Raw genomic sequence first — 24,091 nt, 5'->3', positions numbered from 1 at the left:
CCCGGCCTCGGTTTTCTCTTCACCCAGCCCGACCCGCACCATGGCCACCCGCGGCAAGCTCCCACCACTCAATGCGCTGCGCGCCTTCGAGGCGGCCGCGCGTCACCTGAGCTTCAAGGCCGCGGCCGAGGAGCTGTGCGTGACCTCGACCGCCATCAGCCACCAGATCCGGCATCTCGAGAGCCTGGTCGGCATGCGGCTGTTCGACCGCACGCCGCGTGCCATCAGCCTCACCGAGCCAGGCCGACGACTGTTCCCGGTGCTGCGCGACGGCTTCGACCGGCTCGCGCAGGCGGTCGGCGAACTCAGCGAGGTCAGCCATTCGATCTCGGTCAGCGTCACGCCCGCCTTCGCCTCGAAGATCCTGATCCCGTCGCTGGCCGGGCTGCACGACGCGCATCCCGAGATCCAGCTGACCGTGGATGCCACCGAGCGCCTGGCCGACGTCGCGCGCGGCGAGGTCGACCTGGCCGTGCGCTACGGACCGCCGGCCGATGCCGCGAGCCCCGCGCTCGCGCCCGGCCTGCGTGCCGTGCCGCTGTACACCGACCGCTACTTCGCCTGTGCCTCGCCGGCCTGGGTGGCCGGCCGCGCGCTGCCGATCGCGGCGGCGCAGCTGTCGAACGAGCGCCTGCTGAGCTATGCGTGGAAGAACCCCGCGCTGCGCGGGCCGACCTGGCCGCGCTGGATGCAGCATGCGGCCGTGGCCGGTTTCGACGAGGGCCGATGCGTGCTGTTCAGCGAGGAGAGCCATGCCCTGCAGGCCGCGATCGACGGCGCGGGCGTGGCGCTGGTCAGCAACCTGCTGGTGAGCCGGGACGAGGCCGCGGGCCGGTTGCTGCGGGTCTGCGCCGAATCGCTCGATGGGTTGCAGTACCAGTGCGTTTCGCGCGCCGACAACCCGAAGATCGAGACACTGCGGCGCGTGGAGGGGTGGCTCGCGGGATTGATGCCGGTTGCCGAGTGAAGCGCGCTGGCTCCATCAGGCGCGCGCCAGTGCCGACGGCAGGTTGAGCACGGCGAAGCCCAGCAACCCCCAGCAGCCGAGCAGCAGTTGCGTGAGCAGCAGGCCTTCCTGCCGGATCCAGGCGCCGAACCACAGCCCCGCGACGCACATCGCCGCCCAGCACAGCACGAAGGCGCCGAGCCCGAGGTTGAGGCAGGCGAGGGCGGAAGCCGATGCGAAGCGCAGCGGCTCGCAGGCGATCAGCAGCGTGCCCGCCAGCAATGCCAGCGCGCTCGCCGCCTGTAGCGCGATCACGCCGAGCAGCGCGAGCCGGTGCACGGCCGGCGATGCGATCGCGCGCCGCCGCAGCGGCAGCGTGTCGAACGGCGGCTCGCGCAGCAGCACCATGCCCATCGTGAGGCCGATGGCGCCGGCCGAGGCCTGGAAGGCCTGCAGGTTGTTGAGGACCGCGACGCTCATCCACGCCGCCAGGCCGGCCGCGACCGCGAGCTGGAACATCCACACCGAGATTTCTGGATCCACATGCACTCCTTGAAAGGGATGGCGAGAATGTAGAAGCCGCACCGCCGCGAAGGCGGCGCGCCCGCGCCAACACGATGTTGCTGGCCGCGCAACAGCCCACCCAGGTCACCCCATGCGTCCCCCTCTGGAAGAACTCGAAGCCTTCCTGCTCGTTGCCGAAACGGGAAGCTTCACCAAGGCCGCGCAGCGCCTCGGACTGTCGAAGTCGGTGCTGAGCCGCCGCGTCGGCGCGCTCGAGCGGCGGCTCGGCGTGCAGCTGGTGCATCGCACCACGCATGCCGTGACGCTCACTGAGCTCGGCGCGGGCTTCCAGGAGCGCACGCGCAAGGCGCTCGAGGACCTCGACGATGCCGTCGATGCGAGTTCGCGCGGCGCGGCCGCCGTGCGCGGGCTGGTGCGCATCACCGCGCCCACCAACCTCGGCGTGCTGCACGTGTTGCCGGCCATCGCCGAGCTGATGGCGCAGCACGAGGGACTGGAGATCGACATCGAGCTCAACGACCGCTATGCCGACATCGTCGGCGGCGGCTTCGACCTGGCGCTGCGCATCGGCGAGCTCAAGGACTCGACCCTGGTCTCGCGCCGGCTCGGCACCATCCACCGCGCGGTGGTGTGCAGCCCCGACTACCTCGCGCGGCGTGGACGTCCGTCGACGCCTGCCGACCTCGAGGCGCACGAGTGCCTGGCCTACGCCAACATGGGTACGGCCGATCAATGGCGCTTCCTGGTCGACGGCGAATGGAAGGCCGTACGCGCGGGTGGCCGGCTGCGCACCAACGATGGCGGCGCGTTGCGCGCGGCGGCGCTCGCGGGCCGCGGCCTGGTCGGGCTCCCGGCCTTCATCACCGAAAGCGATGTGCGGGCGGGCCGGCTCGTGCGCGTGCTCGAGGAATTCCCCATGCCCGAGGCCGGGCTGTTCGCGTTGTTCCATTCGAGCGCGCGGCTGCCGGGCCGCGCCCGCGCGGTCGTCGAGCACCTCGGGGCCCATTTCCAGCGCATGGGTTTCTGATCGCCGTTGTGCCGCGTGCAACACGGTTGTGCGCCGTGCCGGGCTACCCGCGCCGCGGCCCTGTCGCTAACTTCGCCGCCTTCACTCCACTCACGAAGGCTGCCGCGATGCCCGCGAAGATCCTGGTTCTCTACTACTCCTCCTATGGCCACGTCGAGGCGATGGCCGACGCCGTGGCCGAGGGCGCACGCGCGGCCGGCGCCGAGGTGCACGTCAAGCGCGTTCCCGAACTCGTGCCGGACGAGGTCGCGCAGGCGGCGGCCTACCAGCGCGACCTCGCCGTGCCGATCGCGACGGTGGACGAGCTGCCCGGCTACGACGCCATCCTGTTCGGCACGCCCACGCGCTACGGCGCGATGGCCGCGCAGATGAAGAACTTCATCGACCAGACCGGCGGCCTGTGGTCCGAGAACCGGCTGGTGGGCAAGGCCGCCGGCGTGTTCGTCTCGACCGGTTCGCAGCATGGCGGCCAGGAGTCGACGATCCTCGGCTTCCACACGGTGCTGCTGCACCTGGGCATGGTGGTCGTCGGGCTGCCCTACAGCTTCGCGGGACTGAACCGCATGGACGAGGTCGGGGGCGGTTCGCCCTACGGCGCATCGACGCTCTCGGGCAGCGACGACGCGAGGCGGCCATCGGCGTTGGAACTCGACGGCGCGCGCTTCCAGGGGCGGCACGTGGCCACCATCGCCGGCAAGCTCGCGGCCTGAGCGGCGCCGCGATGGTCGATGAAACGCAAGCGTTGCCGCTGCATGGCGAGCTCGACGGGCTGCGGCTCTACGTCTCGCATGCGTGTCCCTTCGCGCACCGCGTGCTGATCGGGCTCGCGCTGACGGAGGCGGTCCATCGGCTGCCGGTCCGCGTGGTCGAGCCCGTGATGGGGCCGCAGGGCTGGGTGCTCGATCCGCCGGACGAGTGCACCGGCGCCACCACGCTGCGAGATATCTGCAGCCGCGCGCAGCCCGGCTTCGAAGGGCGCGCCACCGTGCCGATGCTCTACGACGCGCGGGCGGATCGCATCCTCAGCCGCGATTCGATGCGCATCCTGCGCTGGATCGACCGGCGCTTCGGCCGCGGCGCGGACACGAGCCTGTTCGCGCCGGAACTTGAACCCGAGCTCGGCGCGCTGAGCCGCTTCATCGCCGAGGCGATCAACCATGGCGTCTACGACGCCGGGTTCGCGACCACCCAGCACGCGCACGACCGCGCCGTCGAGCGATTGTTCTCGGCGCTCGCGCTGCTGGAGAAGCGGCTGCCGCCGCGCCCGTCATGGCTGTTCGGCGACCGGCTCACGGTGGCGGACATCCAGCTCTTCACCACGCTGGTCCGCTTCGACCGGGTCTACCACACCCTCTTCAAGTGCAACTGGCGCCATGCCTTCGAGCACCCGAGGCTGTGGGCGCTCGCGCAACGCCTGCATGGCCTGCCCGGCGTGGCGGACACCGTGAGGCTGGACGACATCGCGCAGCACTACTACCGCAGCCTGCCGACGCTCAATCCGTCGGGGATCGTGCCGCGCGGGCCGGAGCTGCCGTGGCCCGCGCGATCCGGTATCGCGCCTCAGCCGACGGTGCCCGGGCGCGGCGCGCTGGACACCGGCGGGGCCACGGCATCGCCGACCCGTTTCAGCAGGTCGTCCACTTCCCAGTGATCGTCCGCATGCTGGCCGTACTTGCAGGCCACCACGCGGCCCCGTGCGTCGATCAGGAAGTCCGCCGGCAGGCCCAGGATGCCGTTCTCGGCCCTGCGATAGAAGCGGCCGGTGGACAGCACCCAGCGCAGGCCGCTCCAGAACACCCCGGGATGCAGCACCGCGCGCCACGAGGTCTCGACGCCATAGGCGCGGTAGTACCGCTTCGTCGGATCCGCGATGCAGTCGAAGGGAAGCTGGGCCTGGTACTCGAGCATCTCCTCGGGCGACGAATGGAAGAACACGATCTGCCGCACGCCGGCCGCGGCGATCTCCGGCTGGCGCAGGCTCATCGTGCGCAGGTGGAAGTTGCACACCGGGCAGCCGGCGAAGCGGCGGAACTGCAGGTGCAGGTAGGGCGCGCCGTCGCTCGGGATGCGGACGGACTGGCCGAGGATCGTCCGGGCGACGAGCGCCGGCGCGGTGGAACCCGGGGTGAGCTTCATGTGATTCCTTGCTGGAAGGCGGTGAAAGATTCAAATACGTACGATGTACGTAAACGACTATAATCGTCCCGTCCGAAGAAAGTCAATGGAGCAGCGATGGGCCGACCCGCCAGATTCACGCATGCGCAACTGCAGGCTGCCGCCCTGCGCCTGCTCGACAGGGAGGGCCTCGCCGGCCTCTCGATGCGCTCGCTCGCGGCCGAGCTGGGCACGGGCGCGATGACGCTCTACAACTACGTGCCGCAGCGCGAGGCGATCGATCTGCTGGTGATCGAGGCGGTGCTCGCCGAGGTGGCCTGGGACCGCGGGCCGTACGCCGCATGGGGCGATGAGGTGCGCGCCATCGCCACCGCGCTGTGGCGCGCGGTGCGTGCGCATCCCCACGCCATTCCGCTGATCCTGACCCGCCGCAGCCGCGCCCCCGCGACCTTCGAGGTGGCCGAGGCGCTGCTGGCCGCGCTGGCGCGCAGCGGCCGGTCGGGCACGCGGCTGCTGGTGGCCTTCCGGGCCATCTCCGCGCTGGTCACGGGCATGGCGCAGGCCGAGCTGGCGGGCCCGCTGTCGCTGCAGGCGGCGGAATCGGCCGAGGACACCATTGCGCGCTTCCGCGCGCTACCGGCCGATCGCTTTCCGCAACTGATCGGCGTGGCTTCCGCCGCGATGCGGAGCACGGCGGAAGATGAATTCCAGGCGAGTCTTCGGTTGTTGCTGGCGGGGTTGGAGGCGGGTTGATTGCGCGGCTCCGGCTCCTCATGGGTGTCGGGCCAAGAGATCTCCTGGTGGTATGAGTCCAGGTGGACGGATTCACAAGAAATAGCCCAAGAGTCTCGATGCTCGTCGGAGCGGTCTGGCGTCGGGCGGGCGTTTGGCCTACGCCAATGTCGGGCCGTCGCTGTACGCGGCATGGATGGGAAAGGGCGAGTCTCGTTTGGCAGCAGATTCCCATCATCGAACAAGCAAAGGATTTCCCATGACCATCCAATCGCACACCACCCAGGCTTCGAACGAACCGAACGGCGATGCGCTCACGCCGCTGGAGATCTCTCAAGCTGTCTTGGAAGGCGAGGAAAACCCCAACACCGCACGCGCCATCACCCCGCTGGAGCGCGCCGCCTCCGGCACGCCCGCGCACCCCGAGCGCCAACGGTCGGCCCTCAGCCGCGCGTTGCACAGCCCGGCCGTCGCATGGGGCGGTGCCGCGCTCACGGGCCTGGGCCTGATCGCGGCGCTGGTCTATGCGCGCCGCTCGCCGCCCTCGCGTTGGCAGGCGCTCCAGGCGCTGCCTTCGAAGGTGCTGCCGTTCAAGGCGCGTGCCATGAAGGCCCTGCCGTCGAAGTCGCAGTCCTTGAAGGCCTTGCGTTCGTTCAAGGTCTGACGGCGGGACTGCCGCCCGGTGGCATGGCCGCGATGAATGTGCGCGCCGCGTCCTCGGCCAGCCGCGCGACCGCCTCGCGGTCGATGTCGGCGGCGCGTCCGTCCTTCACGCGATGCCGGCCTTCGACATACACGTCGCGCACGCTGCCGCCCCCGGTGCGCATCCAGGCCAGCAGCGGATCGTCGAAGGGCGCGAAGCCGAGTTGATCGGTATCGACCAGCACGAGGTCCGCGCATTTCCCCACGCTCAACGAGCCGCGCCGCGCGGCCTCGCCGCAGGCGCGCGCGCCGGCCAGCGTGGCCATCTCGAGCACGGTGTCGGGATCGAACAGCGCATCGTCGGCCATGGCCTCCTTGTGGGCGTAGTAGGCCATCGACATCTGTCGCGAGAGATCGGGCCATTGGGCCGAGTCCGTGCCCAGCGCGACATTGACGCCCGCGCGCATGAGCGCGGGGATCGCGCCGCCCGCGACGATGCCCTTGCCCGAGCCCATCGACGTGCCGGGGCAATGGGCGATGTGCGCGCCGGTGGTGGCGAGCGCCGCCATGTCCTCGGGCGCCATGAAGCCCATGTGGGCACCGATCCAGTTCGGGCCGATCACGCCGAGGTCGAGCAGCCGCCGTACGGAGCCCTTGCCGAAGCAGCGCCGCGATACCGTCTCGTGGTGACGCACGGTGGCGGTGTGGGTGTTGATGCCGACGCCGTCGCGCGTGGCCAGGCGCATGGTCTCGAGGTAGAGCGCGTCGCTCGCGTTGAGGTCGCAGATCAGGTTGTACCAGCACTGCATGCCGTGGCGCCCGTGGTGGCGCGCCACGGTGGCTTCGGCGCGCGCAAGCACCCGGTCGGTCTCGGCGGTGCGGATCAGCGCGGGCGGATCCTCGTCGAGATCGAAGCCGAGATCGGCGCCGAAGTCGTAGCTGACGACGCCGCGCACGCCGACGTCGAGCGCGGCGGCCACCAGCGCTTCGGTGTCGCCCGCGGCCGCATCGTTGAAGTAGGTGACGCCGGCCTCGAGCCCGCGCAGCAGGCTGGCGCGTGCGGCCGCTCGGGTCTGGTCGGGGTCGAGCCGCAGGCCACCGCCGAGCAGCGTGAGGAAGCGTTCGATCTGTCCGCCGCGTGCCAGCAGACCCGGCTGCTCGGGCGTGGGCGCACGGCCCAGCCGCGCGAAGAAGAACAGGCCCGGATGCACGTGCACGTCGACCAGGCCCGGCACCATGAGCGCGCGTGGAAGGCGGTCCACGCGCGGTGCCCGCCAGTCGGCGTGGATGCGCTCGCGCGGGCCGAGGTCGGCGATGCGGCCGTCGCGCACCGCGACCGCGCCGTCGCGGATGCGGCCCAGCGTGGCGTCGACGGTGGCGATGTGCGCGGCCTCGACGATCAGGTCGGCCTGCTGCCGCGCCGGCCTCATGCGCTCTCCTGCGCCGCGGCCAGCAGCGCCTCGCAATGCACGGGCACGGTGTCCCAGAGCCGGAACGGCAGCGGCCGCCGTGCCACGGCCAGAGGCAGTTCGGTGCAGGCCAGCACCACGTCGCGCGCACCCTGCGATTGCAGCTCGGCCTCGAGGGTGTCGAACACCGACAGCGTGAGCGGGCCGACCTCGCCGCGCTCGAGCTCGCCGAAGATCGCCTCGTCGAGCCGCCGCAGGGTGGCGTCGGCCGGAATGCGCGTGCGGATGCCCGCGGCGCGCAGCGTGTCGTGGAACAGCGGATGCACCAGCGTGCGCCGCACGCCGAGCAGCCAGACCTCGGGCACCGCCTGCGCCGCCAGGTGCGCGGCGAGCGCCCGGTCCACGGCCACGAAGCGCATCTTCGGCCAGTGCCGCAGCGGCTCGCTGAACAGGTGGCCGGTGTTCGAGCACACGCCGAGCACGCGCGCGCCGGCCGCGTGCAGGTCCTCGGCCGCCCGCAGCAGCATCGCTTCGACGCGCGCCGGTTCGTCGGCCGCCGCGAAGACCCGTGCGAAGTCGAGCGAGCGCAGCGCGAGGTCGGCGCTCGCGAGCCCGCCGCGGCGTTCGCCCTCGCTGCGGTTGAGGCGCTCGTAGTAGTCGCGTGTCGAAGGCCAGCCGATGCCGCCGATCAGTCCGATGCGCGCGCTCATTCCGGCGTCAGCCCGGTGCTCTTGATGAGCGCGTTGACGAGCGGGAATTCGCGCTCGAAGTCCTGCTGGAACTGCTGCGCGCTGCTGCCGATCGGCTCGAAGCCGGTGGCGGCGAGGAAGCGCACGAACTCGGGGTCCTTGAGCGTGGTGCCGACCTGGTGCTGCAGTTCTTCCGTCACCGCCTTCGGCGTGGCCGCCGGTGCCAGCAGGCCGACCCAGGCCGTGAGCTGGAAGGCCGCATCGGTGTAGCCCTGCTCGGCGAAGGTGGGCACCTGCGGCAGCAGCGCCGAGCGCCGCGGACCGGCCACGGCCAGCACCCGGGCCTGGCCCTTCTGCGCGTACTGCTGCGCGAGGTTCGAGGGACCGAAGGTGAAGCCGATCTGGTGGCCCAGCAGGTCCTGCACGGCCGGCGCCACGCCGCGATAGGGCACGTGCACGTAGGCGATGCCGCTCTTGCGCACCATCGCCTGCCCGAGCACGTGCGGGTACGAGCCCGGTCCCCAGGAGCCGAAGGCCAGGCCCGGCTTCGCGCGCGCCGCGCGTTCCAGCTCGGCCAGCGAGCCGGCCTGCAGGTCGGGGTCGGCCATCAATGCCGCGCCCGAACTCGCGACCTGCGTGACGAAGGCGAAGTCCTTGCGCGGGTCGTAGGGCAGGTTCCTGATGATCGAGGCCACGTTGATCAGCGCGTCGGGAATGGTCAGCAGCAGCGTGTAGCCGTCGGGCGCGGCCTTGGCGACCGCGTCGGCGCCGATGCTGCCGCTGGCGCCGCTGCGGTTGTCGATCACGAAGGGCTGGCCGGTCTGGCGCTGCAGCGCTTCGGCCAGCCGGCGGCCGATGGCATCGACCGGGCCGCCGGCCGGGTAGGGGATGACGATGCGCACGGGCTTGGCGGGGTAGGGCTGGGCCTGGGCGGCCGCCGGCGCGCCGAGCGCGAACAGGAGGCAGAGAACGGGAAGAAGGTCGCGTCGATGCATGGCGGGGCTCCTGCGCGGGACGGGTTTCAGTATTCGAGGAAGTCGATGTACGAGCCGGCGCTGCCGCCGGTGCGCACCACGGGCGTCGGTGCGCCGTCGCCCGCATAGTCGTCGAAGTGCGTGGTGTCGCGATCGATCAGGCACAGCGCGAGCCGGTGGCCGGCGCGGATGCGCACCGAGGTCGGCAGCAGGTCGAAGTTCAGCGTGAAGCGCTCGCCGGGCGTCATCGGCGAGGCATCGGCGCGCGCGAAGGTACGCGGCACGCGCAGCACCCGATGGCGCGGATTCGCTTCGGCGCTCGCGAGCCGGCGGTGGATCAGCCGCAGTCCGCCCTCGGTGATGTAGGTGATCCGGCCGTCGGGCGCCAGGTCCTCGAGGTAGGCGAGCAGCGTGCCATCGCTGCGGCCGCAGTTCAGCTCGAGCTGCACCTGCAGATGGCCCGTGATGCGGCGGTCGGCCGCGTACGGGGCGCTCGCGAAGCGCGTGAGCTTCGTCGTCCCGCTGCGGTCCACGCGCACCTGCACGCCGCTGCCCACGGTGTCCCAGCGCGCGCTGCGGCCGGTGTTGGCGCCGGTATCGGCCACCAGCGCGGTATCGGTCACGCTGCCGGGCGCCTCGGTGCTCAGCGCATCCGTGCCGCTCAGGTGCAGGCGGCGACGGGTGCCACCGGCCGGCGGCCAGACCTCGGTGCTGCGCCAGGTGCCTTCGCCGAGCGTCACGTAGTGCAGCCGCTTGGTGGCGGCCGGCGCGCCCGCATCGCTGGCCAGCTCGCGCCGCAGGAAGTCGACGAGCAACCGCGACTGCTCGGCCACCGGCGGGTCGACGGGCGCGTCGGCGGCCGCGAAGGGGTCGGAGCCGTGGTGGCCGCCATGGCTGGTCGCGCCGATGAACACCTCCTGCGGGTTGCTCTGCAGCACGAAGCGCGCGAGCGCGCCGTCGGCCGAGCCGCCGTCGAGCCACGAGGCCCGCACGTGGTAGGGCACGCCGGAGGCGACGGTGTCGTCGAGCCAGGTCGCGGTGCTCATGTTCCGCCAGGCCACGCCACCGAGCGCGTCGTCGCGAAACAGCAGCTTCTTCGCATCGACGGTGCCCGGAAAGCTCACGTTGCCCTGGTGCTCGCGCTGCGCCGCCGCGAGCAGCGCGCCGCCCTCGGTGCCATCCACCGGCTTCACCTTGGGGAAGGCGGCCTCGAACGAGGCGCAGTCGGGCGCGCCCTGCGCCGCGGCCAGCGCGCAGATCGCGCCGTCGATGCGGTCGAGCGCGGCCACGTAGTCGCGCCAGATCGCCATGAAGCCGCGCGAGTAGAGGCCGCCGGGCATCGAGAGGTGCTCGTACACGTCGTAGTAGCTGAACATCGGCGCCGCGGCCTTGAGGTGCGGGTTCCCGAGCCGCACCGCGAGTTCCGCATTGCCGCCCGGGTACGACACGCCGGTGGTGCCGCAGCGGCCGTTGGACCAGGGCTGGGCCGCGATCCAGTCGAACAGGTCGCCGAAGTCCTCGATCTCCGCGGGCGTCTGCTCGCCGCCGCGCGCGCCGAACGAGGCACCGGTGCCGCGCGCATCGACGATCAGGTAGGCGAGGCCGGCATCGAGCCAGGTCATGGCCTCCTCGTGGTTGTCGTCGTCCTCGGGGCGGCCCGCGGGCGAGGAACGCACGTAGCGCGTGAGCTGCACGACGGTGCCGATCTTCGCGCCGCGCGCCGCGTCGGGCAGCCAGAGGTCGGCGGCGATGCGCGTGCCGTCGCGTGTCTGCACGTAGAAGCTCGACAGCCGCGCGATGGTGCGCGGCGCGGGGTTGCCGGCGTCGCCCGAAGGTGCTGGCACGAGGGCGAAGCCGCCGCCGTCGCTGCCACCTCCGCAGCCCGCCAGCCACAGCGCCGGCAGCGCCGCCGCGAGTTGCACGATGCGCCGGCGCGTCGGTTCGCCCTGGTCCTGTTGCCTCATGATCGATGGTCTCCGTCGTCTGGTTGCGATGGAGAAAAGTATTCGGCGGCACCGCAACGATCTCGACAGCCCGTGCGATCGGCCGCTACGATTTGCACCATGGTCAAGAAAACCGGCAACCCGGCACGCAGCGGCATCGGCGCCGCCGACAAGGTGGCGGACATCCTCGCGGTGGTCTGCGCGCATGCCGAGGGGGTTTCGCTGACCGTCATCGCGCGCACGCTGGGGCTCGATGTGGCGCTGGTGCACCGCTACCTCAACTCGCTCACGGCCGCGCACCTGCTGCACCGCGATCCGCGCTCCAAGCTGGTGGCGCCGGGGCCGGCCCTGCTCGCGGCGCGGCAGGCGGCCGAGGGCCACTACACGCGGCAATCGGCCGAGTTCGTCGCGGCCCTCCATGGGCTGCACCAGCAGTTGCAGGAAACGCTGAGCGTGCTGCGCTGGACGCGGGCCGGGCCGCACTCGGTGTGGGTCCGGGACAGTCCCGACACGCTGGCGCTGACCTACCGCCTCGGTGCGGTGCTGCCGCTGCTGAGCACGGCCTCGGGGCAGATCTGCCTGGCCTTCGCGCCACCCGACGAAGTGCGCCCGCTGGTCGACCGCGAGCTGCCGCGCCGGCGCGCGGAGCTCGGCCCGCAGTTCAACCGCTGGCGCGTGCAGGAGCTCGCGGCCGAGGTGCGCAAGCGAAGGCTCGCGCGTGGACGCAACTTCCTGCACCGCGTGAGCGCGATCTCGGCGCCGCTGTTCGATGCCGAGCGGCGCTTCTGGGGCGTGCTCACCACGCTCGGACCGAGCGGGCGCTTTCCCTATGGCTGGCGCGGCGAGGCCGCGCGCGGGCTGCAGGCCTTCAGCGGCGGCTACCTGGTGCCCGACCACTTCGACCACGGCCTGGGCGCGGGGCTGCCGCCGGGGCCCGGCTGAAGCTTCTCAGCGGGCGCGCGGCGGCGTGTGGGCGGCCGCCGCATGCCGCAGCCGGTAGTCGCGCGGCGCCATCCCGTGCCGGCGCCGGAACGCGGCGGTGAAGCGCCCGTGGCACTCCCAGCCGGCCTCGGCCGCCACCGCCTGCACGCCGAGTTGCGTGTCGCGCAGCAGCCGCGCCGCGAGCGCGAGCCGCTCGTCGACCAGCAGGCCGTGCACCGAGAGCCCCGCGGCCGCGCGCACCTGTGCCTGCAGCCGCGGCGTGCGCAGGCCGACGCGTTGCGCGAGCTCGTCGACCGACCAGGCGCGTGCCGGCGACTCGCCGACCAGCGCGCGCAGCCGGCGCACCGTGGCCTCGGCGTCGTCGGCGCCTTCCTCGGCGCCCGAGCGCGCGGGACGCAGCAGCTGGTGCAGGTCGAGCAGCACGCAGGTCAGCAGTTCGGTCGCGCGCGCATGGAACAGCGGCACGAAGGCCGGCTGGTCGGCGGGCTCGTCGCGGATGCGCGCGAGGCAGTCGCGCACGCGCGGCGTGAGCGCCGCGTTGCACAGCACGCGGCCGTCGTCGCGGTCCACGAGCTCGGCCATCTGCCGTGCCGGCAGTTGCACGCCCAGCGCCTGCAGCCAGCGCGGCAGCAGCGCGCGCCGCAGCCGGAACTGCACGAAGTTGTTGCGGCAGGCGCCCGGGATGTGGATCAGGTAGCCGCCGTCGCGGTTGGGCGTGCGCAGCAGCGCGCGGTCGACGCGGAAATCGAGCGCGCGGCCCTGCGCGCTGCCGATCTGGCCCGTGACGTGGCCGGCCAGGAAGAAGGTGACCAGCAGCTCGTCGCCGGGCGGCAGTTGCACGTGCAGGTCGTCGTTGAGCCGGAAGTCGAAGTACAGCGCGCTCGCGCCTTCCCAGGGCATGGTGCGCAGCCGCAGGATGCGGCCGCCGTCGCGCGGCCAGCGCACCTCGCGGCTCGCGCCGTCGTGCAGGCCCGCGAGCGCGAGCGGTCTTTCGACCGGCAGCCGGACCAGGGCCGCGTTGAAGTCGTCCTCGGGCAGCGCGCCCGGGGGCATGGCCGGGAGCAGCGACGGGATCGGCACAGTCTGCGAGCGGATCGGCATAGAAAACCCTGCCCTGCGGCGTTAGCGTTGCAACACTTTGATGGAGCGCGGAGTTTAGGTATGAATGTGCGACGTGTCTGCCGGTTTCTGGGGCTTGCGGCGGCCTCCCTGGCGCTGGTGCTGCCGGCGTTGTCGGCGGCCCAGACCGCCTGGCCCGCGCGGCCGATCCGGCTGGTGGTGCCCTTCGTGGCGGGTGGCGGCGCCGACGTGACGGCGCGGCTCATCGCAGCGAAGTTGCAGGAGCGGCTCGGCCAGCAGATCGTGGTCGACAACAAGCCCGGCGGCAACACGCTGATCGGCGCGCAGGAGCTGATGAAGGCGCAGCCCGACGGCTATACGCTGCTGTGGTCGATCGACCAGACCTTCGTGCTCAACCCCTCGCTCTACAACCGCCTGCCCTACGACCCGCGCAAGGACTTCGCGCCGGTGGCGCTCGCGATCACCTCGCCCAACGCGGTGATCGTGCGCGCCGGCGTGCCGGGCGCGGTGGCCGATGTGCACGAGCTCGTGAAGCGCGCCCGGGCCGAGCCCGGCAAGGTCAACATCGGCGCGGCGGCGATCCTGTCGCAGATGGCGCTCGAGGAGTTCAACCGCAGCGCCGGCATCCAGAGCACGCGCGTGCCCTACAAGGGCAGCGCCGAGGTCGCGCAGGCCACGGTCGCGGGCGACATCGACGCCGCCTTCGACGGCATCGCGCCCTATGTGCAGTTCGCGAAGGCGGGCCGCGCGAAGATCCTGGCCTTCGCGTCGGCGCGGCGCTTCTCGGGCCAGCCCGAGGTGCCCACGCTCGAGGAGCTGGGCTACAAGGGCGTGGACTTCTCGGTCTGGTTCGGCATCGTCGGGCCCAGGGGCCTGCCGCCCGAGATCGTGGCGCGCGTGAGCGAAGGCGTGGACTGGGCGCTGCATCAACCCGACGTGGTCGAGAAGCTGCTGGTGTTCGGCTTCGAGCCGGCCGCCCAGACCGGGCCGCAGGCGCTCGCGACGCGCATCGACGCCGACCTGGCGCGCTATGCGCCGGTGATCCGCCGGCTCGGCTTCAAGCTCGACTGAGGGCCTTCCCATCATGAAAGTCGCGGGCCTGATCGGAGGCGTCGCGTGGCCCTCCACGCTCGGCTACTACAAGCTGCTCAACGAAGGCGTGCAGCGCGAACTCGGCGGCCTGCACTCGGCGCGCTGCGTGATCGTGAGCCTGGACTTCGCCTGCATCCACGCGGCCATGGCCGCGGGCCGGCCGGCCGATGCGCGCGCGCAGATGGAGACGGCCGCGCGGCAGGCGCGCGCCGCGGGCGCCGAGCTGATCGCGATCCTCGCCAACACCGGCCACTTCGCGGCCGAGGAGGTGCAGGCCGCGGCCGGCGTGCCGCTGGTGCACGTGGCGCGCGAGACCGGCGATGCCGTCGCCGCCGAGCAGCCGGGTCTGCGCCGCCTGGGCGTGCTGGCCACCAGCTTCGCGCTCGACGCGCCCTTCTTCGGCCGCCTGCTCGGCGAGGGCGCGGGCTTCGAACTGGTGCTGCCCGACGCGGCCCAGCGCCGCACCCTCGATGCCGCGATCTTCGGGCCGCTGGCGCACGGCGAGGCCGGCCGCGACGAGGGCCTGATGGTCTCGACCTTGTGCAACGCGCTGGTGGCGCGCGGCGCCGAGGGCGTGGTGCTGGGCTGCTCCGAACTGAGCTACGCCAGGCCGTGGCTGCGCTGCCGCGCACCGGTCTTCGATGCGACCGAGATCCATGCGCGCGCCATCGTGCGCGAGATGCTCCGCGCCTGATTTTTTCCTTCCCTTCGTTCATTCCATCGCCAGAAAGAGAGACACCGCATGCAGACCGCCGAGTTCCCGCTGCCCTTCGTCAATGCACCGTACAGCCGCGCGATGTTCGACGACGACTGGATCTTCGTCTCGGGCACCATCGGCATGGACTACGACACGCAGCAGCTCGCCGAGAGCGCCGAGGACCAGACCCGGCTGATGATGCGCAACATCGAGCGCTACCTCGCGGCCTGCGGCGGACGGCTCGACCAGATCGTCAACTACACCTTGATCATCGCGGGCGCCGAGCACCTGGGCGCGGTGGTGCGTACGTTGTCCGAGGTGCTGCCGACCAAGCCCACCGGCACCGCGATGCTGGCCGGCATCGCGGTGCCCAAGGCCTGGGTCGAGATGCAGGTGATCGCGCGCAAGAGCCACGGCGCCGGCGGAGGCGCGCGATGAACGCAACGCTGCTGCGCGCGCTGGCGTGCGGTGCGGTGGTGGCTGGCGCGATCGCGGCCTGCGGCGGCGACGGGGGCGGCGGTGGCTTTCTGCCCGGCCCCGTCGGCGGCAATCCTCCTGCAACGCCGGACAAGTACAGCGCGGAGGTTCGCTGGACGCAGTACGGCCTGCCGCACGTGAAGGCCGCCGACTACGCGGGTCTCGGCTATGGCTACGGCTATGCGGTCGCGCGCGACCATCTGTGCCTGCTGGCCGACCGCGTGGTCACGCTGCGCGGCGAGCGGTCCGAACGCTTCGGGCCCGACGGGGCATCGCTGGTCGCGTTCCTGCAGACTTCGAACTTGAACAGCGACCTGTTCTACCGCGTGCAACTGTCCGACGAAGAAATCGATGCCGCATGGCGCGATCTCTCGGCCGATGCGCGCGGCCTCGCCGAGGGCTACGCGGCCGGTTTCAACCGCCGGCTGCGCGACATCGGCGCCGAGGCCGCCACCACCGCCTGCCAGGGCGCAGCGCCGCCGCAGATGCGCGCCAGCGACGTGGTGCGTGCCACGATGCAGGTCAACTCGCTGTGGAAGGCGCTGGCCGTTGCGCCCTATGCCGCGGCCTCGACCTGGGACCAGCTGGGCGCGCCCGCCGTCGCCAAGGCCGCCGAAGACCGCCCACCCGCGCAGCGCATGGCGAGCAATGCCTGGGCTTTCGGCGCCGAGGCCACGGGCACCGGTGCATCGATCATGGTCGCGAACCCGCACACGCTGTGGCAGGGCCACTGGCTGCTGATGCATCAGATGCACCTGAGCATCCCCGGCGAGATCGACGTGATGGGCGCCGATTTCCTCGGCCTGCCGCTGCCGCTCTCGGGCTTCACGCAGCACCTGGCGTGGAGCATCGAGGCGCCGTCGACCGTGACCTATCCGTTGCTGATCGCGCTCGACGTGGGCGACGGCGACAAGCCCTCGTACACGGTCGACGGCCAGCGCCGCGAACTGAGCACGAAGCGCGTGGCGCTGCGCGTGCGCCAGGCCGATGGCAGCGTGGCCACGCATCAGCACGAGCTGCCCGTGTCGCACCTCGGCCCGCTGTACCGATTGCCGGTCGATGGCGACCGCGCCGCGGGCTGGTATGCGATCACCGACCCCAGTATTGCGAACGCGCGCGCGCTCGATCAGATGCTCGCGGTCGCGAAGGCGCGCGACATCGCGGGCTTCGAGCAGGCGGTGGCCAGCAACCGCGGCATCACCGCCCACCTGATCGCGGGCGACAGCCAGGGCCGCGCGATGTACATCGAGTCGGGCCCCTTGCTGGACATCGACGATACGGCGCTGCGCGGCTGCGCCACCGTGCCGCCGCCCGACGACATGACGGTGCCGGCCGCGCTCGATGGCCGTCGCGGCGCCTGCGCCGTGCGCGATGCGCAGGGCCGGCCGAAGCTTGCACCGGCCAGCCGCATTCCCGCGCTCGCCACGCGCGGCATCGTGCAGAACGCGAACGACAGCTACAGCCTGTCGCTGGTGGGGCAGCAGCTCGACGGCTACTCGCTGCTGCTCGGCAGCCCGAAGGCACCGCCCGGCCTGCGCACGCTGATGTCGCAGCGCCAGATCCAGGACGGCCTGCGCGACGGCCGCATCGACAGCGCCGAGGCGCTCGGCATGGTGTTCGACAACCGCAACTACCTGGCGGAAACCACGCTCGATGCGGTGCTCGCGGCCTGCGCGGGCGCGAAGGGCGATGCGCAGGTGCAGGCGGCCTGCGGCATCCTCTCGGCCTGGGACCGGCGGCACGACGTGGACAGCCGCGGCACGCTGCTGTTCCATGAACTGGGCCCGCGGCTTGCATCGGTGCCCGGCCTCTACGCCGAGCCCTACGACAGCGCGCGGCCCTACCGCGTGCGGCCGGTCTCCACCGCGCCGGCCGTGAGCGCGGCCATCGTCGCCGCGGTGCGCGACACGGCGCAGGCGCTCGCGGCGCTGGGCCTGCGTGGCGACGAGCGCTGGGGCGACATGCTCGCGCGCCCCACGCCGCAAGGCCGCGTGCCGCTGCACGGCGGTTCGGGCGAGCAGGGCGTGCTCAACGCGCTCGACGGCGCGCCGCTCGGTCGCGAGGGCTTCGGGGACATCATCGCTGGCACCTCCTACGTGCACCTCGTGACCTGGGACCAGGGCCGGCTGGTGGCCAGGCTGATGATGGCGGCCGGCCAGTCCACCGACCCGGCCTCGCCGCACCATGACGACCAGCTGCCGCTGTTCTCGCGCAAGCAGCTCGTGACGCCGCCGTTCACCGAGGCGGAAATCGCGGCCGATCCGAAGCTAGAGCGGCTGGTGTTGCGCGAGTGAGGCGTCGTTAGACTGGCGGGCCGTCGTCTCTTCGTTCCGATCGCCCAGCCCATGGCAACCCCCCGCCCCGAGAACATCTTCGATCTGCTGCAGGTGGCGCAAGCCGGCCTCAAGGAAGCACGCGCCGACGACGGCGCGCTGCTGCTGATGCATTTCGCGTTCCGCGGCCTGGTCGCGAAGGCCGACCTGTTCCTGGCCGGCCATGGCCTGTCGCGCGTTCATCACCGCATGCTCTATGCGATCGCGCGCACCGACGGCATCGCAGTCGGCCAGCTGATCGCCCTGCTGGGCGTGTCGAAGCAGGCGATGCACCGGCCGCTCAAGCATCTGCAGGAACAGGGGCTGGTGCTGGCCGAACGCAGCCCGCACGAGCATCGCAGCAAGCTGCTGCGGCTCACGCGCGAGGGCGCGCGCATCGAGCGGCAGGCTTCCGCGCACGAGGCGGCGGCGATGGAGCGCGCGCTGAAGTCGGTCGGCGAGAGCGAGCGCCAGGCCTGGCGCACGGTCATGCTCGAGCTGGCGCGGCAGATCTAAGTGTGAAGGCCCGACGGGTTGTTGTAGGTGTTTCTTGCGGAGAGGTTTTGGGCAACGGAAATCGTCGAGACCAATTCACTTCGAACCGCGGACTGGATGAATACCCACAAGAAAGGCGGATTGGCTCACCTGCACTGCCTGGAAAGCATGGAGTGCTAGTGTCGTGGCCGCCCGCAAATAGCGGTGTCTTTATTTGGTCGATGGTTACAAAAAATCCCACATGCCATCAAGCCTCACCTGACGTTGGCCGACCCGAGTAAGTTGACTCAATAGTAGCTGGGCAGTGACCGGAACTGACAGCCGGTATTATGAATGTTGGCAATGTGGAGAAACTCGTGCCTCGCATGCGGCGAGGCCAGTCTTCTTCAATGCGTTAGTAGCGCTAGTACGGATTTCACTGCCACTGTCACAGGCCCGGCCATTGCGGCGACAGTCTTCGCCGCTTCGAGAAGCCCTTTGCTCGATAAATCAATCCACTGTGGACGAGGATTCTTTGCAGTGGCCTCTTTGGTCAGCGCCTCAAGATCTTCAGAGACGCGCAGCGCGTCGTCCGGAGGTAATTCCTTCGCCAACGCGGCCACTTGAATCACGAGCTCCTTCAACTTTTTCTGCAGCTCGATATTGACGTCAGCGGTTTCCGCTTTATTAAAGCTATTCTTGATTTTATCTGCGGTCACAACATTGAGTTCGCCGATAACGTTGCCGTTTCCAATTTGAACATTGCTCACGATAGATCCTTGATATATATGGGTCACTGGGGTCGCCAATGGTCGCTGACGCTCAATATAGGCTTGCAGTTGAGCGACTACTTGACCACGCATCTGGGTGAGTGTCGTTGTCTCTCCTTCAAATGCCTCCGCAAAAGCGGATCTGGCGGCGTAGAGCATTCGAAACTGATCGTGCCCAAAGCGTTCTGGGCGATCAAGCACACGCACCGTGTTACTCAGGTACTCCTGAAGGTCATCGGAAGCCTTTGATGCTCTTGTGGTGGTTAATAGATTTCCCTTAATTGCACGAATTACGCATTGGAGGCTTTCCCGCTCCGCATGCAGTCGAGATAAATGGACTCGCAACTTTCGCAGCGCGCTGGGGTCACCTCGTTCATTGGAGATAGTCCAGACACTAAACCTACCTCTCCGAATCTCTTCCAGCCAAAAATGAGATAAGGTTATGCTGCCAGAGTCAATCTCGAGGACTTTCTTTGCATTCCTTGGTAACTCAATCGGCTCAGTGTGCTCCGCAATGATTGCAGGCGTCCCGGCGGAGAACCACCAAGGCTGAAGCTCGTTGTCTCGAATCCACGAGTGGCTTGTGGTAGCTTTAAGAAAGTGATGTGCCAAAGCATCACCAGCGTCGAACAGCTTGATGACTTCTCCGTTCCTCGCCTCTCTGCCGACACCTACGCTTAGATCAAGGAGTTGTCGAATCAGTGGGAGGATTGGCCGGTTCGTGGGGCGCCGCCTCCCGAGGGGGACTAGTTTCACCCCTACCTCCAATCGAGCAACCGCCCCATCGGAATGAAAGCGCCTGGTCGCACGAAGAATTCTTTCAGGAGCCACGTTGTCCCCGAGGACGATTTGACGCAGACCGTTGGGAAACTTCAAAGCGGAGGAAGCTTCTCCGTAGAGTTCCTCCCCTGCCCATGTGTCCAGTCCTCCTCGTGGGCGTCGACGGACGGAGCCAGTGGAGCGGATAAATTCTTTGTCTACCTGAGCGATTGGCCAAGTTGGATTGGTCAAGCGACCAGTGGCCGATTCAACAAATCCCCGTATGTCGGAAAAGGGGAACTGTGTGACAAGAAACATCGTCCACTCGGCATCAATCGAAAAAACCTCATCGGCCTAGCCTCAGAGGGGGAGTCTGCAGGCGAGAATTGAACTCGCATCTACGACCTAAATGTAGGTCATGCTCTGTCCGTTGAGCTACTGCTTGACAACAGCCCACCGCGTCAATCGAATCCTATGTCCTCTTGTTCGCAATGGGGTGCTGACGGACGTTAGCAGACTCTGTGGCGAGTTGCAATATCCATTAAGTTGGTCGCGATGCCGCATCGCAGATGACGACGACTGCTCATAAGGGAAATACGCAAATTTCTCCCGATTTTCACTTCTGCTCCGCTGCTGAAGAGGCAGCAGAGTTGACTCGGCGAGGTTCAAATTGCAGCGTGAATCTTCCCCTCCGGCTCTGCTTTCAGCGTAAAAAACAGGGAACAGCTAACTCACGATGCATCGCCAGTGGCCGAACAGCAAGGTGGGACGTTTCATAGAGTCCGCGCCGCAACACCTCGGCTTCAGCCCTTCACCATCAGCGTAGCGGAAGCCATCGCATGCAGCTTGCCGTCCGCACCGCGCAGCTCGGCATTGCAGATGCCCAGCGAGCGCGTGCGCTCGACCAGCGTGGCGCTGGCCAGGTACTCGGTGTGCGGTGCCAGCGGCCGCAGGTATTTCACGCTGAGGTCGACGGTGGAATAGGCCGTGTTCGCGTCGAGCGCCGAATACAGCGCGAGCGCCGCGGCGCCGTCGAGGCAGGTGGCTGCGAAGCCGCCGTGCACCATGCCCGCGGGATTGAGATGCCGCTCGTCGGGCGTGACGCGCATGCTGACCTTGCCGGCCTCGATCGCCGAGAGCTGCATCGGCATGGTGTGGGCGATGCCCGAGCGCTCGATGCGCCCGTCCATCATGGCTTGCAGGACGTCGAGGCCCTTGGCGGGCGAGGAAGGGATCGATGCGGTTGGATTTGTCATGTCAACATTATTGACCTAAAGTCGCGGCTTCGTGAACAAGCTCAAAGACGTTGCGGTGCAATCCACGGTCTGGACAGGTCTTCTGCTGCTCAATGCCGCCTGGTTCGCGCTGGGCGCGCGCTTCTTCTGCCTCGACTCGCTGCGCGCCGCGCGGCTTCTCGTGGCGAAGACGGAGCGTGCTTCGCCGCTGCTGCCCGCGATCGCCGGCGCCGTGCGTTTTCTCGGCGCGATGAACCTGGCCTGGTTGGCGTTGTGCCTCATGCTGCTGGCGGGGCACGGCCTGTTCGAGACGCCGGCGCAACGCGCGTCGATGGCCGCCGTGCTCGCGCTGGTGCATGCGGGGCAGTTCGCGGTCAATGCCCACATGGTGGGCCAGCATCGCCGCGGCCAGCCCGGCAGCTGGGTGGTGCTGCGCGGGCCGATGCGGCTCATCTTCTTCGTCGACCTGGCGTTCGCGCTGGCGGATGCGGCGTTCGTGGTCTGGGTGCTTGGCTGAGCGGCCTGCGTGTGCGTCGGTTGTCGGGCATCGGCGCCATGCCGGGCATGGAGCGGCTGTGCACGTGGGCTCGCCTCGTCTGTCCCGCGAGGTGCTGTCAATCCCTCACGCTTTTCGGATTTTTCTCTCTCATCGTGGCTTGAACATCGAACTTCGCCCGCCGATTCTTGCGGTGCGCCCGGGAATCGGGTTTTCTGGGAGGAACCATCATGGGAAGAATCAAGCGCATCGGGTCCACCCCGGACACGTCAGGACCATCCGCGCTGCTGGGCGACATCCGGACTCTGATCGAGATGGCGCGGCAACGCACCGTCTCGGCAGTGAACAGCGAACTGACGACGCTTTATTGGCGCATCGGCCAGCGGATCCATACGCAGGTCCTGGAGGGGCGGCGAGCCGACTACGGCGAGGAGGTGCTGCCCAATCTGGCGGCGCAACTGGTGCGGGACTACGGCGGCAGTTTCTCGGTCAAGAACCTGCGCCGCATGGTGCAGTTTGCCGTCACCTTCCCGGACGAGCAGATTGTCGTATCGCTGATACGACAATTGAGCTGGACGCACTTCATCGCCTTGATCCCGCTGAAAGACCCGTTCCAGCGCGACTACTACGCGCAAATGGCCAGCGCCGAGTGCTGGAGCGTGCGGACGCTGCGCGAGCGCATCGACTCGATGCTGTACGAGCGGACGGCGCTGTCCAGGCAGCCGGATGCGTCGATCGCGCAGGAGTTGGCGGCGCTGCAGGGCGCGGAGCGCATGTCGCCGGCGCTGGTCATGCGCGATCCCTACATCCTCGACTTCCTCGGATTGCGCGACACCTGGCAGGAGAGCGATCTCGAGGCGGCCATCATTCGGGATATGGAGTCCTTCCTGCTGGAACTGGGTGCGGGCTTCACCTTCGTCGCCCGGCAAAAGCGCATCCAGATCGATGGCGACGATTTCCATCTCGATCTGCTGTTCTACAACCGCAAGCTGCGGCGCCTGGTGGCGGTGGAGCTGAAAGTCGGCGAGTTCAAGGCGGCATACAAGGGGCAGATGGAGTTATATCTGCGCTGGCTCGACAGATACGAGAGGGAGCCCGAGGAGGCTTCGCCACTGGGGATCATTCTCTGTACCGGCAAGAAGTCCGAACAGATCGAACTGCTGGAGCTGAACAAGTCCGGTATCCATGTTGCCGAGTACCTCACCACCCTGCCTCCGCGCGCGGTGCTGATGGAGCGGCTGCACCAGGCGGCCCGGCGGGCGCAGTTGCAGATCGAACAACGCAAGGCGGATGGGGCTTCGGCCTGAGAGCGAGGAATGCGCTAGCCCCCCGCCCGACCCCAGCTTCACCCGCGCAAACCGATACACCGAACGTATCGCCCGACACAGACACGGTATTTCACGCCCGCCCTCCATCTCCCTAGCATCGTCCCAACGACGAAAAGGGGATTCCATGGAGACCAGCCCGGCGCCTGCGCGCCCCCGCGCTTCCTTGCGCACCGATGAACGAACGGCCCCGGAGGCCGGCCGATGAGCGGCCCGCTCGAGGGCGTGCGCATCGTCGACATGACGTCGGTGCTGATGGGGCCGTACGCGACCCAGATCCTCGGCGACCTCGGCGCCGACGTGATCAAGATCGAGCCGCCCGGCGGCGACACGGTGCGCGGCATCGGCCCCGCGCGCCATGCGGGCATGGGCGGCATCTTCCTGCATGCCAACCGCAGCAAGCGCAGCGTGGTGCTCGACCTCAAGCAGCCCGCCGGGCGCGAGGCGCTGCTGCGGCTCGCGGCCGAGGCCGACGTGCTGATCTACAACGTGCGGCCGCAGGCCATGGCGCGGCTCGGGCTCGGCCATGCCGAGGTCGCAGCGGTCAACCCGCGGATCCTGTACGTGGGCGTGTACGGCTACGGGCAGGACGGGCCCTATGCGGCCAAGCCGGCCTACGACGACCTGATCCAGGGCGCGGTGGCGATCCCCACGCTGGGCGTGCGCGCGGGCGCGCCGGTGCCGCGCTACGTGCCGAGCGCGATGGTCGACCGCATCGTCGGCATGAGCGCCGCCAACGCGGTGTCGGCCGGGCTGTTCCACCGCGAGCGCACGGGCCGCGGGCAGGCCATCGACGTGCCGATGTTCGAGACCATGGCGCAGTTCGTGCTCGGCGACCACATGGGCGGCCAGACCTTCGAGCCGCCGCTGGGCCCGGCCGGCTATGCGCGCCTGCTCAACGAGCAGCGCCGGCCCTACGCCACGCGCGACGGCCACCTGTGCGTGCTGATCTACAACGACAAGCAGTGGAAGACCTTCTTCGGCCTGATCGGCCGCGCGCAGGCGATGGAGGACGACCCGCGCTTCAGCTCGATCGGCGCGCGCACCGAGCACATCGGCGAGCTCTACCAGCTCGTGGGCGAGGCGATGCGCACGCGCACCTCGGCCGAATGGACGGCGCTGCTCGAGGCCGCCGACATCCCGGTGATGCCGATGCACACGCTGGAATCGCTGATGGATGACCCGCACCTGGCGGCCGTGGGTTTCTTCGAGACGGTGGAGCACCCGAGCGAAGGGCGCATGCGCTCGATGGCGATCCCGACGCGCTGGTCGGGCTCGCCGCCTTCGGTGTCGCGCCACGCGCCGCGGCTCGGCGAGCACAGTGCCGAGGTGCTGGCGGAGGCCGGCTACAGCGCGGCGCAGATCGCGGCGATGGCGGCGCAGGGCGCGACCCTGCTGCCGGCCGAAACCTGCACCGAGGCGGGCTGAGC

24 protein-coding genes and 1 tRNA gene are annotated in these 24,091 nt (G+C 69.5%); 15 read left to right on the top strand and 10 right to left on the bottom strand.

Going from position 1 to position 24,091, the window contains the following annotated elements; all coding sequences use genetic code 11:
• Positions 1-40 precede the first annotated feature (40 nt).
• The gene (locus R0232_RS40155) at positions 41-967 is read left to right on the top strand and encodes a LysR substrate-binding domain-containing protein (RefSeq protein ID WP_203206582.1); all 927 of its coding nucleotides are present in this window, start codon (positions 41-43) and stop codon (positions 965-967) included.
• A gap of 15 nt (positions 968-982) precedes the next feature.
• On the opposite strand, the gene R0232_RS40150 is transcribed toward R0232_RS40155, so the two are convergent.
• Complete coding sequence (locus R0232_RS40150; protein WP_431513007.1) at positions 983-1,489, bottom strand: DUF2165 family protein; 507 nt, start codon at positions 1,487-1,489, stop codon at positions 983-985.
• A gap of 112 nt (positions 1,490-1,601) precedes the next feature.
• Here R0232_RS40150 and R0232_RS40145 point away from each other — a divergent pair, with 112 nt between their 5' ends.
• From R0232_RS40145 to R0232_RS40135, 3 genes are all read left to right on the top strand, one after another.
• Positions 1,602-2,498 (top strand): LysR family transcriptional regulator, encoded by an 897-nt coding sequence (locus R0232_RS40145; protein WP_431513006.1) that lies wholly within the window; start codon positions 1,602-1,604, stop codon positions 2,496-2,498.
• 107 nt (positions 2,499-2,605) lie between these two features.
• Positions 2,606-3,208, top strand: a complete 603-nt coding sequence (gene wrbA, locus R0232_RS40140; RefSeq protein ID WP_431513005.1) for an NAD(P)H:quinone oxidoreductase — start codon at positions 2,606-2,608, stop codon at positions 3,206-3,208.
• An 11-nt stretch (positions 3,209-3,219) separates the two neighbouring features.
• On the top strand, positions 3,220-4,149 hold the full coding sequence (locus tag R0232_RS40135) for a glutathione S-transferase C-terminal domain-containing protein (protein ID WP_431513004.1): 930 nt from the start codon (positions 3,220-3,222) through the stop codon (positions 4,147-4,149).
• Here the strand turns inward: R0232_RS40135 and R0232_RS40130 are convergent.
• On the bottom strand, positions 4,059-4,634 hold the full coding sequence (locus R0232_RS40130) for a peroxiredoxin-like family protein (protein ID WP_431513003.1): 576 nt from the start codon (positions 4,632-4,634) through the stop codon (positions 4,059-4,061). The genes R0232_RS40135 and R0232_RS40130 overlap by 91 nt on opposite strands.
• A 96-nt stretch (positions 4,635-4,730) precedes the next feature.
• Here R0232_RS40130 and R0232_RS40125 point away from each other — a divergent pair, with 96 nt between their 5' ends.
• Together R0232_RS40125 and R0232_RS40120 are read left to right on the top strand one after the other, a co-directional pair.
• The gene (locus R0232_RS40125) at positions 4,731-5,366 is read left to right on the top strand and encodes a TetR/AcrR family transcriptional regulator (RefSeq protein ID WP_431513002.1); all 636 of its coding nucleotides are present in this window, start codon (positions 4,731-4,733) and stop codon (positions 5,364-5,366) included.
• A 238-nt stretch (positions 5,367-5,604) separates the two neighbouring features.
• Positions 5,605-6,009 carry a hypothetical protein gene (locus R0232_RS40120; protein ID WP_398495280.1) on the top strand — a complete coding sequence of 135 codons (405 nt, stop codon included), beginning with the start codon at positions 5,605-5,607 and terminating at the stop codon, positions 6,007-6,009.
• Here the strand turns inward: R0232_RS40120 and R0232_RS40115 are convergent.
• Genes R0232_RS40115 through R0232_RS40100 form a run of 4 tightly spaced genes read right to left on the bottom strand, consistent with a single transcriptional unit; the run spans position 5,999 to position 11,023 of the window.
• The gene (locus R0232_RS40115) at positions 5,999-7,417 is read right to left on the bottom strand and encodes an amidohydrolase family protein (RefSeq protein ID WP_431513001.1); all 1,419 of its coding nucleotides are present in this window, start codon (positions 7,415-7,417) and stop codon (positions 5,999-6,001) included. The genes R0232_RS40120 and R0232_RS40115 overlap by 11 nt on opposite strands.
• Positions 7,414-8,106, bottom strand: a complete 693-nt coding sequence (locus tag R0232_RS40110; RefSeq protein WP_431513000.1) for an aspartate/glutamate racemase family protein — start codon at positions 8,104-8,106, stop codon at positions 7,414-7,416. The genes R0232_RS40115 and R0232_RS40110 overlap by 4 nt, the downstream gene beginning before the upstream one ends.
• On the bottom strand, positions 8,103-9,080 hold the full coding sequence (locus R0232_RS40105) for a Bug family tripartite tricarboxylate transporter substrate binding protein (protein ID WP_431512999.1): 978 nt from the start codon (positions 9,078-9,080) through the stop codon (positions 8,103-8,105). The genes R0232_RS40110 and R0232_RS40105 overlap by 4 nt, the downstream gene beginning before the upstream one ends.
• Before the next feature lie 26 nt (positions 9,081-9,106).
• On the bottom strand, positions 9,107-11,023 hold the full coding sequence (locus tag R0232_RS40100) for a CocE/NonD family hydrolase (RefSeq protein WP_431512998.1): 1,917 nt from the start codon (positions 11,021-11,023) through the stop codon (positions 9,107-9,109).
• Positions 11,024-11,122: 99 nt separating this feature from the next.
• Here R0232_RS40100 and R0232_RS40095 point away from each other — a divergent pair, with 99 nt between their 5' ends.
• Entirely contained in the window at positions 11,123-11,944 is an 822-nt protein-coding gene (locus R0232_RS40095) for an IclR family transcriptional regulator (RefSeq protein ID WP_431512997.1), read from the top strand.
• Between the two features lie 6 nt (positions 11,945-11,950).
• Here the strand turns inward: R0232_RS40095 and R0232_RS40090 are convergent, their stop codons facing one another.
• Complete coding sequence (locus R0232_RS40090; protein ID WP_431512996.1) at positions 11,951-13,045, bottom strand: helix-turn-helix domain-containing protein; 1,095 nt, start codon at positions 13,043-13,045, stop codon at positions 11,951-11,953.
• 60 nt (positions 13,046-13,105) lie between these two features.
• Here R0232_RS40090 and R0232_RS40085 point away from each other — a divergent pair, with 60 nt between their 5' ends.
• From R0232_RS40085 to R0232_RS40065, 5 genes are read left to right on the top strand one after another with little or no spacing between them, the layout of a single operon-like run.
• Positions 13,106-14,095, top strand: coding sequence for a Bug family tripartite tricarboxylate transporter substrate binding protein (locus R0232_RS40085; RefSeq protein ID WP_431512995.1), 990 nt, complete (start codon positions 13,106-13,108; stop codon positions 14,093-14,095).
• A 13-nt stretch (positions 14,096-14,108) separates the two neighbouring features.
• Positions 14,109-14,810, top strand: coding sequence for an aspartate/glutamate racemase family protein (locus R0232_RS40080; RefSeq protein ID WP_431512994.1), 702 nt, complete (start codon positions 14,109-14,111; stop codon positions 14,808-14,810).
• A 48-nt stretch (positions 14,811-14,858) separates the two neighbouring features.
• Positions 14,859-15,251: a Rid family hydrolase gene (locus tag R0232_RS40075; RefSeq protein ID WP_296801417.1), complete on the top strand. Its 393-nt coding sequence runs from the start codon at positions 14,859-14,861 to the stop codon at positions 15,249-15,251.
• Entirely contained in the window at positions 15,248-17,584 is a 2,337-nt protein-coding gene (locus R0232_RS40070) for a penicillin acylase family protein (protein WP_431512993.1), read from the top strand. The genes R0232_RS40075 and R0232_RS40070 overlap by 4 nt, the downstream gene beginning before the upstream one ends.
• Positions 17,585-17,635: 51 nt before the next feature.
• Positions 17,636-18,118 carry a MarR family winged helix-turn-helix transcriptional regulator gene (locus tag R0232_RS40065; RefSeq protein WP_398495300.1) on the top strand — a complete coding sequence of 161 codons (483 nt, stop codon included), beginning with the start codon at positions 17,636-17,638 and terminating at the stop codon, positions 18,116-18,118.
• A 365-nt stretch (positions 18,119-18,483) separates the two neighbouring features.
• Here the strand turns inward: R0232_RS40065 and R0232_RS40060 are convergent, their stop codons facing one another.
• From R0232_RS40060 to R0232_RS40050, 3 genes are all read right to left on the bottom strand, one after another.
• Complete coding sequence (locus R0232_RS40060) at positions 18,484-19,005, bottom strand: hypothetical protein (protein ID WP_431512992.1); 522 nt, start codon at positions 19,003-19,005, stop codon at positions 18,484-18,486.
• Between the two features lie 970 nt (positions 19,006-19,975).
• Positions 19,976-20,052: transfer RNA gene (locus R0232_RS40055), tRNA-Cys, on the bottom strand.
• A 356-nt stretch (positions 20,053-20,408) separates the two neighbouring features.
• Positions 20,409-20,861 (bottom strand): PaaI family thioesterase, encoded by a 453-nt coding sequence (locus tag R0232_RS40050; RefSeq protein ID WP_431512991.1) that lies wholly within the window; start codon positions 20,859-20,861, stop codon positions 20,409-20,411.
• A 31-nt stretch (positions 20,862-20,892) separates the two neighbouring features.
• Here R0232_RS40050 and R0232_RS40045 point away from each other — a divergent pair, with 31 nt between their 5' ends.
• From R0232_RS40045 to R0232_RS40035, 3 genes are all read left to right on the top strand, one after another.
• Entirely contained in the window at positions 20,893-21,357 is a 465-nt protein-coding gene (locus tag R0232_RS40045; RefSeq protein ID WP_431512990.1) for a hypothetical protein, read from the top strand.
• Positions 21,358-21,566: 209 nt separating this feature from the next.
• Complete coding sequence (locus tag R0232_RS40040) at positions 21,567-22,643, top strand: PDDEXK nuclease domain-containing protein (protein ID WP_431512989.1); 1,077 nt, start codon at positions 21,567-21,569, stop codon at positions 22,641-22,643.
• Positions 22,644-22,865: 222 nt separating this feature from the next.
• Positions 22,866-24,089: a CaiB/BaiF CoA transferase family protein gene (locus tag R0232_RS40035; protein ID WP_093346241.1), complete on the top strand. Its 1,224-nt coding sequence runs from the start codon at positions 22,866-22,868 to the stop codon at positions 24,087-24,089.
• The last annotated feature ends 2 nt before the right edge of the window (positions 24,090-24,091 follow it).

This window comes from Variovorax sp. DAIF25 (assembly GCF_050711835.1).
In the GTDB taxonomy this organism is placed as follows: Bacteria; Pseudomonadota; Gammaproteobacteria; order Burkholderiales; family Burkholderiaceae_C; genus Variovorax.
This window is presented reverse-complemented; position numbering and strand designations above follow the sequence as displayed.

Excerpts from the sequence above, each read along its gene's own strand:
- R0232_RS40135 (WP_431513004.1), top strand. The coding sequence starts at position 3,220 with ATGGTCGATGAAACGCAAGCGTTGCCGCTGCATGGCGAGCTCGACGGG.
- R0232_RS40065 (WP_398495300.1), top strand. The coding sequence starts at position 17,636 with ATGGCAACCCCCCGCCCCGAGAACATCTTCGATCTGCTGCAGGTGGCG.
- R0232_RS40130 (WP_431513003.1), bottom strand. The coding sequence starts at position 4,634 with ATGAAGCTCACCCCGGGTTCCACCGCGCCGGCGCTCGTCGCCCGGACG.
- R0232_RS40100 (WP_431512998.1), bottom strand. The coding sequence starts at position 11,023 with ATGAGGCAACAGGACCAGGGCGAACCGACGCGCCGGCGCATCGTGCAA.
- R0232_RS40145 (WP_431513006.1), top strand. The coding sequence starts at position 1,602 with ATGCGTCCCCCTCTGGAAGAACTCGAAGCCTTCCTGCTCGTTGCCGAA.
- R0232_RS40095 (WP_431512997.1), top strand. The coding sequence starts at position 11,123 with ATGGTCAAGAAAACCGGCAACCCGGCACGCAGCGGCATCGGCGCCGCC.
- R0232_RS40085 (WP_431512995.1), top strand. The coding sequence starts at position 13,106 with ATGAATGTGCGACGTGTCTGCCGGTTTCTGGGGCTTGCGGCGGCCTCC.
- R0232_RS40090 (WP_431512996.1), bottom strand. The coding sequence starts at position 13,045 with ATGCCGATCCGCTCGCAGACTGTGCCGATCCCGTCGCTGCTCCCGGCC.
- R0232_RS40120 (WP_398495280.1), top strand. The coding sequence starts at position 5,605 with ATGACCATCCAATCGCACACCACCCAGGCTTCGAACGAACCGAACGGC.
- R0232_RS40040 (WP_431512989.1), top strand. The coding sequence starts at position 21,567 with ATGGGAAGAATCAAGCGCATCGGGTCCACCCCGGACACGTCAGGACCA.
- R0232_RS40080 (WP_431512994.1), top strand. The coding sequence starts at position 14,109 with ATGAAAGTCGCGGGCCTGATCGGAGGCGTCGCGTGGCCCTCCACGCTC.
- R0232_RS40110 (WP_431513000.1), bottom strand. The coding sequence starts at position 8,106 with ATGAGCGCGCGCATCGGACTGATCGGCGGCATCGGCTGGCCTTCGACA.
- R0232_RS40105 (WP_431512999.1), bottom strand. The coding sequence starts at position 9,080 with ATGCATCGACGCGACCTTCTTCCCGTTCTCTGCCTCCTGTTCGCGCTC.
- R0232_RS40075 (WP_296801417.1), top strand. The coding sequence starts at position 14,859 with ATGCAGACCGCCGAGTTCCCGCTGCCCTTCGTCAATGCACCGTACAGC.
- wrbA (WP_431513005.1), top strand. The coding sequence starts at position 2,606 with ATGCCCGCGAAGATCCTGGTTCTCTACTACTCCTCCTATGGCCACGTC.
- R0232_RS40035 (WP_093346241.1), top strand. The coding sequence starts at position 22,866 with ATGAGCGGCCCGCTCGAGGGCGTGCGCATCGTCGACATGACGTCGGTG.
- R0232_RS40125 (WP_431513002.1), top strand. The coding sequence starts at position 4,731 with ATGGGCCGACCCGCCAGATTCACGCATGCGCAACTGCAGGCTGCCGCC.
- R0232_RS40050 (WP_431512991.1), bottom strand. The coding sequence starts at position 20,861 with ATGACAAATCCAACCGCATCGATCCCTTCCTCGCCCGCCAAGGGCCTC.
- R0232_RS40155 (WP_203206582.1), top strand. The coding sequence starts at position 41 with ATGGCCACCCGCGGCAAGCTCCCACCACTCAATGCGCTGCGCGCCTTC.
- R0232_RS40060 (WP_431512992.1), bottom strand. The coding sequence starts at position 19,005 with ATGCTCTACGCCGCCAGATCCGCTTTTGCGGAGGCATTTGAAGGAGAG.
- R0232_RS40070 (WP_431512993.1), top strand. The coding sequence starts at position 15,248 with ATGAACGCAACGCTGCTGCGCGCGCTGGCGTGCGGTGCGGTGGTGGCT.
- R0232_RS40115 (WP_431513001.1), bottom strand. The coding sequence starts at position 7,417 with ATGAGGCCGGCGCGGCAGCAGGCCGACCTGATCGTCGAGGCCGCGCAC.